We start from the raw sequence: 15277 nt of genomic DNA on the forward strand, positions 1-15277 counted from the left end.
TAAATTATGCAGATACCCATAGACATGTGCCTTTCGGGACTCTGGACGATTGATATATTGGTTCTTGGAATAGGATTATCTTGAGTTTACTGGTTATTTTTCTGAAGTCAGATAATATTTTCCTTGAATCCATGATATATTCCTTCATCACCCGAATTAATTCCTAAATGTAAAAAAAAGCCCGAAAAAATATCCGGACTTAGTGAAAATATGGATACAGCGCATTGCTTAATTGAGCAAATTCTTCTATGGAAAGGGTTTCTCCCCTGCGCGACTCTTCGACTCCTGCCTGCTGGAGCGCAGCTTGGATATTTTCTTTCTTCTGCTTTCCATCCGGCAGCTGGCTTGTCAGGTTATTCAAGATTGTCTTCCTTCGCTGGGCAAAACTTGACCTGGTGACGCGGAAGAAGAATTCTTCATCCTTAACCTGCACAGGCGGTTCTTCATGCAATGTCAATCTGATGACGGCTGAATCTACATTCGGCTGCGGCATAAACACTGTTTTAGGAACAATCATCACTGTTTCAGCCTTTGTGTAATACTGGACTGCAATTGACAAAGAACCATATTCCTTCGTTCCGGGTTTGGCAGAGATTCTATCGCCAACCTCCTTTTGAAGCATACAGACGATTCCTCTAATCGGCAGCCTTTCCTCCAGCAGCTTCATCAGGATCGGTGTTGTAACGTAATATGGCAGGTTGGCAACGACCATAACATCCTCTTGCTCTTTAAATTCCTGCTCCATCACAGCTCGAACATCTGCTTTCAATACATCACTATGGATGACATTTACGTTTGGATATGGGGACAGTGTGTCCTCCAGGATCGGAAGCAGACGCTGATCAATTTCAAATGCAACAACTTTTTCCGCTCTTTTAGCCAATTGCTCGGTCAACGCTCCGATTCCAGGGCCAACTTCTATCGCACCGCTATGGTCCGTTAACTCCGCATGGTCGACGATGCGGTTCAGGATATTCGTATCGATCAAAAAGTTCTGTCCAAGGCTCTTTTTAAAAGAAAAACCGTATTTATCCAGTATTTCCTTCGTTCTCATCGGGGTCGCAATATCTTTATGCATTTTGTTCCTCCTTAAGGATTTCTGCCAGTGCAGCTGCGAAATCCTGTCTTTTCACCTGAAACATCATCAGACGCTTATGCAGCTGTTTCCCATTTGTATAACCAATACGCAGCATTCTCCCGAGCTTTTCACGCCTCTCCCTGGAACCCGGTCCGCCGATCAGACCCGCAACAACCAAGTCTTCTTGGGTAATCTCCTCAACCGCCTCAGCGTCCATTACCTGAGCATCCTTCAGAGCTTCACGGATCACCTCGGGTGTTGCATGTTCCACTCCAAGGCCCCTCCCGGATTTGGGCTTGGCCAATTCTTTTGGGATAAAAGCATGCTTGCACCCTGCAACCTGCTCTGAAATAATTTTACGGATTTTCTCACCTGGAAAATCAGGATCGGTAAAAACAATGACTCCCCGCTTTTCGTGGGCATTCCGAATCCGTTCAATGGTATCCGCATTAATCGCCGATCCATTCGTTTCAATTGTATCAGCGTCAACAGCACGTTTGATCGCCGTCGTATCATCCTTACCCTCAACTACAATGATTTCTTTTAATTTCATGGTACCTCCAATTGAAAGCGCAAGCGCCTTGATCAGCCCCGACAAGCGCTGGAGGGCCGACCGGTGAAGTCGTTCTTTGACTTCATTGGGCGGACCGAAGCGACTCGAGGGGCTAGGCGCTGGAGCTGGACATTTCTCGAAGTGTGATGGTTAAAATTCTTTTCTTTAATCAAAAAGCTTAAGCAAATTAAAAAAGAAAAAAATTTTTCTTTGAAATAAATGAAACAGTTATGAAATATAATCGTCTATATAGGTGTAAAGTTTTTAAGCGATTACGCTTTTCTTATTATACCTTAAACGTAAAATGAAAAAACAAAAATGCAGAGGAAGGTTCCCCTGCATCCATGAATTAATTTAGGATTTTGATTTTGACTTTCTTTCGGCCCCAGCGGTATGCATCCGACTTTGAGGCAAAGAATACATCAATCTTATTGCCTTTGATAGCTGACCCTTTGTCGGCAGCTATTGCATAGCCATATCCTTCAACATATACTTTTGTTCCTAAAGGAATAACTCTAGGATCTACTGCGATGACCTTGATGTTAGGATTCGCCCTAAGATTGATGCCAGTGGCCGTGTAGCCTGAGCAGCCGTTACAGTTAGCAGTATAGGCTGTGGAAGAAACATAGAATTCCTTCCCGGCAGGTTCACTTGAGCCACGTGATACTTGAGCTACGATGACCTTCGTTCCCATTGCCACGACTTTATCCTGTTTTTCTTTCATTTTCTTTTCACTGACCAGTTTTCTTGATACTTCTTTGCCGTTTTCAAGGATGACTTCATATTCCTTTGAAAGCAAGCCTTCCTGGCCTTCTGTTACGACTTTCTGTTTCCCTTTTTCCAGTTTGCTGTCATTTTTCGTAATGACTGCATAGCTAATTGGTTCTTCCACTACATCGGTGACTTTTTCAACTCGAATGACATTAATCACGGCATCTTTAGTGACGTTCTGCTTTAATGCAGGCTCAACACGGTCCATTTCGTTCAGTGTGATTCCTTGCTGTGATAAAAAGTCAGCGACCGTAGTCGAAGTCGACCATACTTCTTGCTCTTTTCCGCCTACTACAACCTTAAGCGGGAAAGCTCTTTGAATGGCAATCTTCATATCTTGCTTTAATTTAGCGTCTGGGTTTGGGTTTAACTTGTCGTGTTCATTTATAGCGACATTCTGTTCTTTCAGGAATTCCTCTACAGTATCGGCTGCTGTCCAATACGTTTTCTTTTCCTGATCTTGTATTAGCTCTACCTGTCTTGCCGGCTTCCACACGATCGATAGGTTGTTTTTAACCTCCGTGTTTGCCGCCAGCGATAAATAATCCTCTGAGCGCAATGAAATATTGAGATCATTAAATATATCTTGGATAGTATTCGCGTGTGTTTTAATGACTCTTTCTTCGCCATCCAGCGTCAATGCGACTGTCTTTTTGGTCCCTTCGTACATGAAGAACCCGAGAGCAGCGGCAAAAACTAGGAAACTAGCAGAAAAAATCACTAGTTTCTTCTTACTCAAAGTCTTGGAAAACAGGTTTTTCATACTATTAATCACGATGAAAAACGCCTCCTCTTCTCGGAGTGATTATAAAGATATTGTTGCCGACTTGTCAACCCAGACACCCTTGCCAAGCGTAGTCCCTATTATGCAAGATGCTCCATAAAAAGAAAAGCAAGAGTTATCGACACGGTTATCCTATGTCGCAAGTGAGACATGTAGAACTTTTTAGAAACATAAAAAGTTTGGACAACCTTGTTGAAAAATCGACAACATTCTTTATCACTTTATGCCGAATAATTTTTTTGCATTTCTGGCTGTTTCTTCAGCCACTTCCTCAAGAGTTAAACCTTTCAGTTCTGCAATTTGTTCGGCTACCAATTTTACATAGGCTGGTTCATTTCTTTTTCCGCGATATGGATGCGGAGTCAAGTATGGGCAGTCTGTTTCGACCAACAGACGGTCCAATGGAATCGCCTCTGCTACTTCCTTCGGTTTTTTTGCATTTTTAAAAGTAACAGGTCCGCCAAGTGAAATTAAGAAATTCATTTCAATGCATTCAAGAGCTGTTTCGACGCTGCCGCTGAAACAGTGCATGATCCCGCCTACTTCCCCTGCATTCTCTTCCTTTAAAATCTCTACTATGTCTGCTGTTGCATCACGATTATGTATGATAATAGGAAGTTGGACTTCTTTTGCCAGTCTGATTTGTTTGCGGAAGACTTCTTTCTGGATTTCCTTCGGTGACTTGTCCCAATAATAATCAAGGCCCATTTCACCAAGTGCCACCACCTTCGGATGATCTGCCAGTTCTCTCAGCCATTCCAGATGCTCCTGGGTCATATCGATCGCATCGACTGGATGCCACCCTACACTCGCATAAAGAAAGTCATAGCTTTCGGCGAGCTCCAGTGCCTTTTTAATCGTTATTTCATCGAACCCGACAACCACCATATTCGTAACACCTTCAGCAATTGCGCGGTCAATGACCTCCTGGAGATCTTCGTTGAATTGTTCTGCATTTAAGTGCACGTGTGTATCAAAAAGCATGTCAAAACTCCTTTGCAGCATTACCCTGCAGTTTCATTCTAATCGGACCTGACAAAAGGTTGCATAGAATTCCTGCGATGTTCTTATTATTGTGATAAAGATGTGTCGATATCATAACTTTTTTTCAATGTAAAGGTCAAATTTTTGAAACTGTTTTCATAAAAAACCGGTAAGTGTCGGGAGTGCTAGCTAAATAACTCTCTTACTATCATAAAACACTCTTTTAAAAAAATTGCTTTTTTAACACAAAAAACCTGAAAATGTTACACATGAAACATTTCCAGGTTTTCATTCTGTACTTATTTAACTTTAGCGCCGACTGAAAGTGCATCGTCTACTGTTGCCAACGACATGATACCGTCTTTTTCCCCTGCAAGGATCATCCCCTCGGAAAGCTCTCCGCGGAGTTTTACCGGCTTGAGGTTGGTCACGCAAATCACCTTTTTGCCGACAAGGTCTTCCGGTTTATAGTACTTCGCAATGCCAGAAACAACCTGGCGCTTTTCATAGCCAAGATCCAATTGAAGCTTCAGAAGCTTATCAGCCTTTTTGACAGGCTCGGCATGGATGACTTGTGCTACACGAAGCTCAACCTTCATAAAGTCATCTATCGTAATTTCATCCTGAGTTTCAGGCTTTTCTTCCACCACAGGTGCCGCCGGAGCAGATCCCTGCATTTTTTCCTTGATGAACTCAACTTCTTCCTTCAGTTCAAGACGAGGGAAGATTGGCTCTCCTTGAACAACCTTTGTAGCCGCAGGAATCTGGCCGAATTCCTCGAGGCTTTCCCATGATTGAAGCACTTCGGAACCAATGTTCAGCTGAGCAAAGATTTTATCAGGAGTTCTTGTAAGGAATGGCTTCAATAGAACAGCGACTCTTCTCAATGATTCAGCAAGATGGACCATCACATCCGCAAGGGCTGCTTTCTTTTCTTCATCCTTCGCAAGCACCCAAGGCTGTGTCTCATCGATGAACTTATTGCAGCGGCTGATTAATTGCCACACAGAAGTAAGCGCCACGGAAAATTCCATTTTTTCCATTGCTTCTTCGTACTTCTGAACTGTTTCCTTGTTCACATTAAGCAGCTGCTTCTCAAATTCCCCTTCGGAACCATTGTAGGCAGGGATTTCACCATCAAAATACTTATTGATCATCGCTACCGTTCTGTTCAACAGGTTTCCAAGGTCATTCGCAAGGTCAAAGTTGATTCTTTCGACAAATCCTTCAGGAGTGAATACACCGTCAGAACCGAATGGAACTTCTCGGAGCAGGTAGTAGCGAAGCGCATCAAGACCATATCGGTCAATCAGTGTAACCGGATCGACTACGTTCCCTTTGGATTTCGACATTTTTCCGTCCTTCATCAAAAGCCAGCCATGGGCGAAAACCTTTTTAGGAAGCGGAAGGTCAAGGGCCATCAGCATGATTGGCCAATAAATTGTATGGAAGCGGACGATTTCTTTACCAACAAGATGGACATCCGCTGGCCAGTAATTCAAGTACTTGGAATCATCATCCGTTCCATAGCCAAGAGCAGTGATATAGTTCGACAACGCATCGATCCATACATAAATGACATGCTTCGGATCACCAGGAACCTTTACACCCCAATCAAACGTTGTCCGGGATACAGCGAGATCCTCAAGACCGGGTTTAATAAAGTTATTGATCATTTCATTTTTACGCGATTCTGGCTGGATGAAGTCAGGATTCTCTTCATAATACTTCAGCAGCCTGTCTGCGTATTTGCTCATTTTGAAGAAGTATGACTCTTCTTTTACTTTTTCAACAGGACGGCCGCAATCCGGGCAGTTTCCATCTTCAAGCTGTCTGTCTGTGTAGAAAGATTCGCATGGAGTACAGTACCAGCCTTCATATTGATCAAGATAGATATCACCCTGCTCAAGCAGCTGGGCGAAAATCTTTTCGACAATCTGCTTATGGCGATCCTGAGTCGTACGGATAAAATCATTGTAGGAAATATCCAGCTTGCCCCAAAGTTCCTGGATCCCTTCGACGATTTCATCTACATATTGCTGCGGAGTGATGTCCTTTGCCTCAGCATTACGCTGGATTTTTTGACCGTGCTCATCCGTGCCTGTCAGATACATGACATCATAGCCGCGCAGTCTCTTATAGCGAGCCATTGCATCACCAGCTACGGTCGTATAAGCATGGCCAATATGTAAATTGCCGCTCGGATAATAAATCGGGGTTGTAAGATAAAAGGTTTTCAGTTTCTCTTCCATGAAGATCCTCCTTAACTAAAACTGCTAGTTCATTCTAATAGTAGTTATTATACCAGCTAATGCCCTATGATTCATAACACTTTAATGTAGGCTCTTTTCTTATACTTTGTTGCTATTGAATACGAAATTGGATTGAACTTCTTAAATTGCTTCGTAAAGTTGACGCTTCTTATGAGAAAAGAGCATGCAAACTTAATACCGACCTGCAAACCGGGAATATATTCCGTTAAAATCGGCTTTATGATTTTAACAACAATCCTTACGAAAACAGCCTTAATGCAAAACAAAGCCCCATTATTAATGGTTTCGACAATCTCATTTTACTCAATTAGGAAAATCATAGTTATTTATAAAAAAAATCTTTCACTACGGACATTCTCCCTATATAGTTTACGAATTTTGTCAGTAGAGAATTTCATTGGGATTTATCCATAACAGAACTTTATCAAAAAAGCCCCGCCTCAGTTTATTGGCAGGAGCTCAACAGACAATTTAAAGTGAAAATTTAATATTCTGCATAATAAAATCATAACCAAATCCGTTAAGAGAATATACCTGTTTACAAAATAATGTACATGGCATCTAGAGTTTGTCGAATTTGTGACATTTTGTCGAAGTTTTTTGTAGAAATTTGTCGAATCGCGCACCGTTTACTATTCCACGAATAATGTTTTCCTTCTATTCTCAATTCGAAAAAACTGCACCATTCCTTATTCCCTCTTGTCTTTCCTATTCAAAACCCTTGATATGAAAAGGTTTTCTCCATGTGTTAAAATTTGTTAAAGGAAGAAAAATAAAATAATTGACGGTTATTGGAATCGCTGGTATTATAAAACCAATAAGAGAAAAATGTCGAATAATGACGAAATTAATAGATGGGAAAATGAGAGGAGAACAAATAATTATGAAATCTACTGGTATCGTACGTAAAGTTGATGAGCTTGGCCGTGTGGTAATTCCAATCGAACTTAGAAGGACTCTTGGCATCGCAGAAAAGGATGCTTTGGAAATTTATGTTGATGATGATCGCATCATCCTTAAGAAGTACAAGCCAAACATGACTTGCCACATCACTGGTGAAGTTTCTGACAACAACATCACATTGGCAGGCGGCAAGCTGATCCTTAGCCGTGAAGGTGCTGAACAGCTTCTTCAAGAAATCCAGGGAAGCTTCGAACCTGCAAAAGCATAAATCTAATACTCAAGGCCGTGGACAACTCCACGGCCTTTTTTATTTGTGCTGTTTCCGCCTATTCTTTAATATGATACGCCTGGTATACCTCTCGCTTTTGCATACCTCTATCTTTGGCTGTTTGCTTGATTGCTTCCTTAGAGTTCATTTGTTCACTGGAAATATAATGTTCGACATGGTCTTCCATGCTTAAATTTCCCCACCAATGGTTCTCTTCTTCGACAATGGAATCCGGTGAAGCACCTTCAATGACTAACACAAATTCCCCGCGGACTTCTTCTGCCTCTGCCCATGCCAACGCTTCAGAAATCTTTCCTCTCAGGAACTCCTCATATTTCTTCGTCAGTTCACGGCAAAGGACGATTTTTCGATTTCCAAGTCCTTCAAGCATCAACGACAGTGTCTCCTTCAGACGGTGAGGGGACTCATAGAGAACTATAGTTGCCGTCTGCTTCGCCAGGAGCTCAAGTTCCTTCTTCTTATCCTTTTTTCCTCTCTGGAGGAATCCATAATAATAGAAAGGCTGAGGAAGTATGCCAGAGGCAATCAAGGCTGTCAGGGCAGCGTTCGCCCCTGGAAGCGGTACGTCAGTCAATCCCTCAGCGATTGCTTCGGCCACCAGTTCTGTACCTGGATCAGAAATGGTCGGCATGCCGGCATCGCTGACAAGCGCGATTTTTGCACCCTCCTTGATCTTTTCGAGCAATTTATATCCGCTGCTTTCTTTATTATGTTCATGATAACTGGTAACAGGCGTTTCAATCTCAAAATAATTACATAGCTTTTTCGTGTTCCTTGTATCCTCAGCCGCAATCATATCGGCTTCCTTCATGATCCTGATCGCCCTGAAGGTCATGTCCTCAAGGTTCCCAATTGGAGTTGGCACAAGATAAAGAATCCCTTTTTCATGCTCCCGTTCAAAGCTTTTCTGCTGTTGCATGGATATCACCCGTTTCTCTGCGCTTATTTGCTTCCATATAACATCTCTTTAATCACTGGGGTATATTCATTATTTTCATCATACACCGTCAAAGGCTCAAGAATTTTAAGATCAGGGCTTCCATCCTTAATCGCCTCAACCAAAAGCGTGTTCGCTTCCTTCCCGGCCTTTGGATAGACAAACTGGATTCTCTTGGGCTCAAGGCGGTATTTTCTCATAATCTCGATGATATCGATCAACCTGCCTGGACGGTGGACAAAGGCAACCTTCCCGCCCTGCTTTACAAGCTGGCTCGATGATTTAATCGCATCCTCAAGTGTGCAGAGTATCTCGTGGCGCGCAATCGCCAAATGTTCATTCAAATTTATTTCTTCCTTTGAAGGTGTGGGAAAATAAGGAGGATTGCACGTTACGACATCATACTTCTCGTAGCCAAGCTCTTTTGGCGCATCCTTCAGGTCACCATGAATCATATGTAATCGATCTTCAAGATGATTATAATCAATACTGCGGACAGCCATATCGTACAGCCGCTCCTGAATTTCCACACCCGTAATATTTCCCTTTGTCCTCGCGCTTAAAAATAGTGGAATCACACCATTGCCGCTGCAAAGGTCGACAATCCTGCCTTTTTGGATTGGTACCCAGACAAACCTCGCAAGCAGGACAGCATCCAGCGAAAATGAAAATACATTCGGACTCTGGATGATCCTTAAATCCTCTGCCAACAAATAATCCAATCGTTCATCTTCCCGTAAATTAACCATTCTAGCTAGTTCCTCCATATACATGTTGAATCGCCCTGATCAGTTTCGATAAATGTCCTGACTTTTAATAATATGACTCCGTTACCAAGGCAGGTGATTTTCAAAATCAACATTAAGCTATTACAAAATCAATCTTATAAAAATAGCCTTCCCTAATGAAGGAAGGCTGCCAATTATTTTTTATTAAGAAAGGATAGACAGAACAGACAATCTTCTTTACGCGGGCTTCCGAAATGCAGATTGCAGATATGGAAGCCTTCCTGGTACAGACGGGCAAGGTTATCGTAGCCTTCACCGATGTCGACTACGTTTTTATCACCCTGGGCCTGATTGCTGTTTTCCTTACCGCTTTTCTTAATGGTTGGATCTTTTTTACCTATGGTTTGATCCAGACGGCGTCTTATATGCTCATTTTCCAGCTTTAATGCATTATTCTCTTCCAGAACTTCTGCCAAATGCTGTTTTAACTCACCAAGCTGACGGTATAAATCACCGATCTGCGATTCCATATTACTTACTGAGTCAAAGATATCTTTTTTATCCACCTGTTCCACCTCATTAATCTGTGGATGATTGCAACGATACAGCTCCTGCTTCCTGTATTTCCTCAAGTGTATATTCCAGCACACGTTCCTGGCCAGGTATATCGACTTGCATGACTCGTTCCAGGATGTTCAACCCGACTACCTTACCAGTACCATCAGGTGTAATAATCATTTCACCCAGGTCAGGCAGCTGCTCTTTCGCTGATTCATATTCGTCGTTCTCATATTTCAAACAGCACATGAGCCTGCCGCAAAGGCCGGAAATTTTCGTTGGGTTAAGCGAGAGGTTTTGATCCTTGGCCATCTTGATTGAAACTGGATCAAAGTCCCCCAGGAACGTTGAACAGCAAAGCATTCTGCCGCATGGTCCTATCCCGCCAAGCATTTTCGCTTCATCCCTGACACCAATTTGGCGCAGTTCAATCCTTGTCCGGAAAATCGAGGCCAAGTCCTTGACCAGTTCCCGGAAATCGACGCGGCCATCAGCCGTGAAGTAGAAAATGACTTTATTGCGGTCAAATGTATATTCAACATCAACAAGCTTCATATCAAGCTGATGTTCATTCACTTTATCACTGCAAACATCGTACGCTTCCTTTGCAGCTGTTTTGTTCTCCTCGACAATAAGACGATCCTTCTGATCTGCAATTCTGACTACCTTTTTCAGAGGCAGGACAACATCCTTCTCGCCGACCTGCTTACGGGGAGTTACCACTCTTCCGTACTCAACACCCCTTACAGTTTCGACAATGACGAATTCGTCCTTTTGAATTGAGAGATCGCCGGGATCAAAATAATAAATCTTCCCCGCTTTCTTGAAGCGGACACCTACTACATCATACAAGTGTAGATCCCTCCTGCAATTTTAACACCAGCTCTTCCATTAGAAGCTGGGGATTCATATTGGCATGCAGCTTCCTCTTCGCCTCCAGAATGGCTGCCATTTGTTCGGTAAGACGCCGTCCGGATGTCTGTAGTGCAAACTGTTCTAAACGTGAGCTTTCGTTTAGATATACAACCTGGTCTTTCTTGCCAAGCTGAATGTATAGTAAATCCTTAAAAATAAGAAGTAATAAATCCAAACCACGATCGATTTGTTCTTTCTCTTTAAAGTGCATAAACCAGTTCTCTTGAAGCGCGACCATAGCTTCCAGTGAATTCTTTTTCAGCACTTCATATAATTTTAACACTATTTTTTGTGCTTGTGCAAACCAATCATCATTACTTATCTCTAAAGCTTCTTCCAAATTATTGGTTAGCTGAGCCAATAGCGGTGCCATTTGCGGCTGTATCCCAATCGCTATCAATTGTTCTGCCATATTTTTAGGAGATAACGGGGTAAAATTAATCAATTGGCATCTTGATAAAATCGTCGGCAGCATTTGCTGTGCCTGCTCGGTGATCAATACGGCAACAGTTCCGGCATGCGGTTCCTCAAGGAATTTCAGCAGGCTGTTCGCCGCATTTTTCGTCATCCGATCGGCATGCACAATACTGTAAAGTTTATTCTTTGACTCTACACCTGTTTTCGAAAACTCCTCCTGCAGCAGCTGGATTTGCCCCTTCTTGATCGACAGGCCATCCGGCTCGACAAGATGGATATCAGGATGGTTGCCATGGTTGATCCTTTTGCAGTTCAAGCAGCTTTCACAAGGCTTATAGCCATCGACCGGAGCCTGGCAATTGATGCTCTTGGCAAGAAGTATACTAATCTCCTTTTTGCCGGTACCCCTCATTCCTTCAAACAAATACGCATGGGCTATTCGATTTTTCAGGATGCTGTTTTTAATCATTTTCAAAACATTCGGCTGAATTCTCTCCAGCTCGTCCCATGTCTTTGCCAATGCGATCACTCACTTACGTATATAAATTGATCAACAGGCCTTTGATTTCTCCAATTTTACCGAGAATATCAATCTGTTCATCTTTATTATCCATTAACTCTTCTGTCAACTCCACGAGCTTTTCGTCGATTGTTTCTACAAGTTTCAGTGACCTGCCTTCGCCATATTGGTTCCAGCTATGCGAGTGCTTGAGCTCCATTCCAAAGTTGACGGTTTCTTTTACAAATTCCTTAACCAGTGTCTTGAACTTGGCCAGGTCCTTGAACGTCCTCGACCGGGCAAGCCTCTCACCAGCAGACTCGACTTCCTTCATTAATTGCTGCAGCTGTCCAAGTTGCATTTTATGTTCCTGTTTCTGCACAAGTTCATTGAACTTGATTCCGCCTCCAGGCTGCTGCTTTTGATCCTGTCGGACTTTATCTATGTTAAGGCGCATATCCTGATTAATCTTCATCTCTTGCTAAACCTCCGGGTACTTCCCGCTAAAATTGATGAAACTGCTCAACAGGCAATACGAATACAGTCGCTCCGCCAACCTCGACTTCAACCGGGTAAGGAACATAAGAATCCGCATTCCCTCCCATCGGCGAAACAGGTGCTACAAGCTGGTCACGCGATTTACAGTTATCCCTGATGATCTCCAATGCCTTTTCTACCCTGATGTCTTCAGTTCCTATGATAAAAGTGGTGTTACCTGACTTCAGGAAGCCACCAGTACTGGCCATCTTTGTTGCACGGAAATTATGATCTACCAATGCATTGGACAGACGATTGCTATCCTGGTCCTGGACCACAGCTAAAATTAACTTCATTCATTATCCCCCTAGGTTAATTCGCAGGCGTGCCGCTTTCGTGACCAAAATGAAATTTGGTTCTAAAAAGCAACAACCAGACGAAAAAGTGTTTTTTCATTCCGTTGCATTTGTATGTTTATTATAACAGGATTCATGGGACAAGACATGATATAAACATAAAATTCCATTGCCTTCCAGCTGAAATTCACTTATCTGTAAATCGAATGGTTTTATTCGCAAATTCTAGTGCTTTAGTCGTGAAAGTAACCTTTTATTCACAAACCGGAATCAATACTATGTAAAAAACAAGCCTGATGAAAATCATGGCTTGTTTTTCTGGATATTAACTATTTAATAGCTCTTTAATTTTACTTTCAGCTTGTTTATAAACTGCTTCTAATTCCTTTGAAGCATCGATTTTTGCAATCCTGTCCGGGAATCTCTCGGCGATGATCATATAGCCCTCTCGAACCTTTTGATGAAATTCCAGCTTCTCCATGTCCAGTCGATTGACCTCGCGTCCCTTGTTTTTATTGATTCTTTCCAGCCCAATCTCTGGCGCAACATCAAAGTACAGGGTCATCGTTGGCATCATATTTTCAATCGCAAACTCATTGATTGAGTATACCTCATCAATACCGAGTCCACGAGCATGTCCCTGGTAGGCAAGGGAACTGTCTACAAACCGGTCACATAAAACGACTTTTCCTGCATTTAAAGCAGGATTCACCTTTTCAGCAAGATGCTGCCTTCTCGCCGCGGCGTATAAAAGTGCTTCCGTACGTGGATCCATCGCAGTATTTTCCGGATCCAGGATGACTTTCCTGATTTGTTCGGCAATCTCGATGCCGCCAGGCTCACGTGTGGCCACCACTGCGTGTCCTTCCTTTTCAAGATTTTCAGCTAGCATTTGAAGGATTGTCGTCTTTCCAGAACCATCCGGACCTTCTATCGTAATGAATATTCCCTTTTTCAATTTTAAAGCCTCCAACTCTTAAACACTTTTATTTTACCAGTATGCAAATATTCTCCGCCCTGGATTTTTGCTTTTTTATCTGTTAAAAAAGCGATTGTTTCAATTTCAGCTTCTGTTACAACTTCCCCCGGCAGACAAAGCGGAATTCCCGGCGGGTAAGGAATGATCTGCTCCGCACTTACCCTTCCTGTAGCGTCCTTCAATAGGACATACTCTGTCTGTTGCAGCTCCATCTCTTTATAACTGACCTCTAAAGTTGAAATAGTTTTATGGACAACCTTTGATTCAGGTTTATTTTTCCCAACAGGCATAGCACTTACAACCTCGGCAATCTTTTCAGCCGCTTCTTTCAAGCGGTGCTTCATGCCATACTTCAATAAAGGAAGAACGAGCAGCACATTATAAGGGTCTGCAAGCTCCGTGAAGATCCCTACCGATTCGAGTTTTGATTGCAGCTCGAAACCAGACCAGGCACCCTTTGACTGAATGGTTAACTTCAATGGGTCATCATGCTGCAAAATACGAATAACTTCTAATGTCTGCAGGTTTTCTTTGAACTTCTCTGTTTCCTCCTTGAGGTATGAAAGATCCTCCTTGCTATAAGTACCCAGATAAAGGCGTGCCAAATCAAGGGAAGCCATCAATGGATACGAAGGACTGCTTGACTGCAGAGCCTGTAAATAGAATTTAAGCTTGCTGAGTGATACACGATCCGTTTGATAATGAAGGAAAGCTCCCATTGTCATCGCTGGCAATGTCTTATGCGCAGATTGCACGACAATATCGGCCCCAAGTTCAACAGCAGAAGCCGGAAAATAATCCCCTGCGATAAAGTGGACTCCATGAGCCTCATCCACCAATACAGGAATGCCATGCTCATGAGCTAAATCTATAATGGTTTTAAGGTCATATGTCAGTCCGTAATAATTAGGGTACGTTAGGATAAGTGTCTTAGCATTCGGATACTGACTGATTGCTGATTTAACTCCTTCAATACTTAACCCTGCAGCCACTCCGTATTCTCCGTTGAATTCCGGACTAATGAATACAGGCTTTGCTTTTGCAAGTCTTATAGCATTCATGATGGATTTATGCGAATTGCGCTGGACAAGGACCAGATCATCTTCATTAATCGCAGCCATGATCATTGCCAGATTCCCGACAGTTGATCCATTTATTAAAAAAAAGCTTTTCTCCGTTTTATATAAATCCCTAAGTAATTCTTCCGCTTCAAAAATAACTCCCTCTGGCGAATGAAGGTCATCCAATCCGGTTATTTCTGTTGCATCCATTTTTAAAATTTGATTAAAAAAGGCTTGTCCTTCTTCAGGAAAAAAAGCCCCATTTTTGTGTCCTGGTACATGAAATGAGAGCGGGTTTCCGTTTATATGCCTAACCAATTGAGAGTACAAGGGTGTTTTGGATTGATCCATAGTCTCACCTATATATATAAATTCACACCTATCTATTCTAACATTGTTCTTTAGGAACAAAAAGAGCAAGCGGCTCGTTCAGCCCCGACAAGCGCTTGAAGTCGTTCTTTGACTTCAATGGGCGGACTGAAACCGAAAAGTATAGCCGACTGTCCAGAAACGCAGAAACTGGAGACTTCGACAAAGAAGCGCTTTTTGCTTCTGCCGGCGGAGTTGAAGTTTCGGAGTTTCTAAGAGGCGACACTAGACAAGCGACTCGAGGGGCTAGGCGCTGAAGCTAGACAATTCTCGAAGGGGAAATCTACACTTCAATATATTGTAAGAAAAGCATCGACTACGATGCTTTTTAATCTAGATATTCAGC

The 15277-nt window shown here is 42.6% G+C and carries 16 protein-coding genes; 2 read left to right on the forward strand and 14 right to left on the reverse strand.

Annotation, left to right across the window (positions count from 1 at the left end; genetic code table 11):
- Positions 1 to 199 precede the first annotated feature (199 nt).
- The 5 genes from rsmA to metG form a co-directional block, all read right to left on the reverse strand.
- Entirely contained in the window at positions 200 to 1078 is an 879-nt protein-coding gene (gene rsmA / locus J7E32_RS03995; protein WP_214903931.1) for a 16S rRNA (adenine(1518)-N(6)/adenine(1519)-N(6))-dimethyltransferase RsmA, read from the reverse strand.
- The gene (rnmV, locus tag J7E32_RS04000) at positions 1071 to 1631 is read right to left on the reverse strand and encodes a ribonuclease M5 (RefSeq protein WP_214903934.1); all 561 of its coding nucleotides are present in this window, start codon (positions 1629 to 1631) and stop codon (positions 1071 to 1073) included. Before rnmV ends, rsmA begins: the two co-directional genes overlap by 8 nt.
- Positions 1632 to 1980: 349 nt before the next feature.
- Positions 1981 to 3165, reverse strand: a complete 1185-nt coding sequence (locus J7E32_RS04005) for a resuscitation-promoting factor (RefSeq protein ID WP_214903985.1) — start codon at positions 3163 to 3165, stop codon at positions 1981 to 1983.
- Between the two features lie 237 nt (positions 3166 to 3402).
- Positions 3403 to 4170, reverse strand: coding sequence for a TatD family hydrolase (locus J7E32_RS04010; protein WP_214903937.1), 768 nt, complete (start codon positions 4168 to 4170; stop codon positions 3403 to 3405).
- 299 nt (positions 4171 to 4469) lie between these two features.
- Positions 4470 to 6422: a methionine--tRNA ligase gene (gene metG / locus J7E32_RS04015; RefSeq protein WP_214903940.1), complete on the reverse strand. Its 1953-nt coding sequence runs from the start codon at positions 6420 to 6422 to the stop codon at positions 4470 to 4472.
- An 898-nt stretch (positions 6423 to 7320) separates the two neighbouring features.
- Between metG and J7E32_RS04020 the strand changes: the two genes are divergently transcribed.
- Positions 7321 to 7614, forward strand: coding sequence for a transition state genes transcriptional regulator AbrB (locus J7E32_RS04020; protein WP_214903988.1), 294 nt, complete (start codon positions 7321 to 7323; stop codon positions 7612 to 7614).
- A 58-nt stretch (positions 7615 to 7672) separates the two neighbouring features.
- On the opposite strand, the gene rsmI is transcribed toward J7E32_RS04020, so the two are convergent.
- The 9 genes from rsmI to J7E32_RS04065 form a co-directional block, all read right to left on the reverse strand.
- Positions 7673 to 8554, reverse strand: a complete 882-nt coding sequence (gene rsmI, locus J7E32_RS04025; protein ID WP_214903943.1) for a 16S rRNA (cytidine(1402)-2'-O)-methyltransferase — start codon at positions 8552 to 8554, stop codon at positions 7673 to 7675.
- Between the two features lie 23 nt (positions 8555 to 8577).
- Positions 8578 to 9321: a tRNA1(Val) (adenine(37)-N6)-methyltransferase gene (locus J7E32_RS04030; protein ID WP_214903946.1), complete on the reverse strand. Its 744-nt coding sequence runs from the start codon at positions 9319 to 9321 to the stop codon at positions 8578 to 8580.
- 173 nt (positions 9322 to 9494) lie between these two features.
- Positions 9495 to 9866 carry a DNA replication initiation control protein YabA gene (yabA, locus tag J7E32_RS04035; RefSeq protein ID WP_214903949.1) on the reverse strand — a complete coding sequence of 124 codons (372 nt, stop codon included), beginning with the start codon at positions 9864 to 9866 and terminating at the stop codon, positions 9495 to 9497.
- 13 nt (positions 9867 to 9879) lie between these two features.
- Entirely contained in the window at positions 9880 to 10710 is an 831-nt protein-coding gene (locus tag J7E32_RS04040) for a PSP1 domain-containing protein (RefSeq protein ID WP_214903952.1), read from the reverse strand.
- The gene (gene holB / locus J7E32_RS04045) at positions 10703 to 11710 is read right to left on the reverse strand and encodes a DNA polymerase III subunit delta' (protein ID WP_214903955.1); all 1008 of its coding nucleotides are present in this window, start codon (positions 11708 to 11710) and stop codon (positions 10703 to 10705) included. The genes J7E32_RS04040 and holB overlap by 8 nt, the downstream gene beginning before the upstream one ends.
- A gap of 13 nt (positions 11711 to 11723) precedes the next feature.
- On the reverse strand, positions 11724 to 12164 hold the full coding sequence (locus J7E32_RS04050; protein ID WP_214903958.1) for a YaaR family protein: 441 nt from the start codon (positions 12162 to 12164) through the stop codon (positions 11724 to 11726).
- Between the two features lie 28 nt (positions 12165 to 12192).
- A complete protein-coding gene (locus tag J7E32_RS04055) occupies positions 12193 to 12522 on the reverse strand; it encodes a cyclic-di-AMP receptor (RefSeq protein WP_214903961.1) in 330 nt (109 codons plus the stop codon).
- Positions 12523 to 12847: 325 nt separating this feature from the next.
- A complete protein-coding gene (gene tmk / locus J7E32_RS04060) occupies positions 12848 to 13480 on the reverse strand; it encodes a dTMP kinase (RefSeq protein ID WP_214903964.1) in 633 nt (210 codons plus the stop codon).
- A 2-nt stretch (positions 13481 to 13482) separates the two neighbouring features.
- Positions 13483 to 14913: an aminotransferase class I/II-fold pyridoxal phosphate-dependent enzyme gene (locus tag J7E32_RS04065; protein ID WP_214903967.1), complete on the reverse strand. Its 1431-nt coding sequence runs from the start codon at positions 14911 to 14913 to the stop codon at positions 13483 to 13485.
- Between the two features lie 95 nt (positions 14914 to 15008).
- On the opposite strand from J7E32_RS04065, the gene J7E32_RS04070 reads away from it, so the two are divergent.
- Positions 15009 to 15188, forward strand: coding sequence for a hypothetical protein (locus J7E32_RS04070; RefSeq protein WP_214903970.1), 180 nt, complete (start codon positions 15009 to 15011; stop codon positions 15186 to 15188).
- The last annotated feature ends 89 nt before the right edge of the window (positions 15189 to 15277 follow it).

Origin of the sequence: Bacillus sp. ISL-55 (assembly GCF_018613155.1) — a bacterium.
Lineage (GTDB): Bacteria > Bacillota > Bacilli > Bacillales > Cytobacillaceae > Mesobacillus.

Excerpts from the sequence above, each read along its gene's own strand:
- rsmA (WP_214903931.1), bottom strand. The coding sequence starts at position 1,078 with ATGCATAAAGATATTGCGACCCCGATGAGAACGAAGGAAATACTGGAT.
- rnmV (WP_214903934.1), bottom strand. The coding sequence starts at position 1,631 with ATGAAATTAAAAGAAATCATTGTAGTTGAGGGTAAGGATGATACGACG.
- J7E32_RS04005 (WP_214903985.1), bottom strand. The coding sequence starts at position 3,165 with ATGAAAAACCTGTTTTCCAAGACTTTGAGTAAGAAGAAACTAGTGATT.
- J7E32_RS04010 (WP_214903937.1), bottom strand. The coding sequence starts at position 4,170 with ATGCTTTTTGATACACACGTGCACTTAAATGCAGAACAATTCAACGAA.
- metG (WP_214903940.1), bottom strand. The coding sequence starts at position 6,422 with ATGGAAGAGAAACTGAAAACCTTTTATCTTACAACCCCGATTTATTAT.
- rsmI (WP_214903943.1), bottom strand. The coding sequence starts at position 8,554 with ATGCAACAGCAGAAAAGCTTTGAACGGGAGCATGAAAAAGGGATTCTT.
- J7E32_RS04030 (WP_214903946.1), bottom strand. The coding sequence starts at position 9,321 with ATGGTTAATTTACGGGAAGATGAACGATTGGATTATTTGTTGGCAGAG.
- J7E32_RS04050 (WP_214903958.1), bottom strand. The coding sequence starts at position 12,164 with ATGAAGATTAATCAGGATATGCGCCTTAACATAGATAAAGTCCGACAG.
- J7E32_RS04055 (WP_214903961.1), bottom strand. The coding sequence starts at position 12,522 with ATGAAGTTAATTTTAGCTGTGGTCCAGGACCAGGATAGCAATCGTCTG.
- J7E32_RS04065 (WP_214903967.1), bottom strand. The coding sequence starts at position 14,913 with ATGGATCAATCCAAAACACCCTTGTACTCTCAATTGGTTAGGCATATA.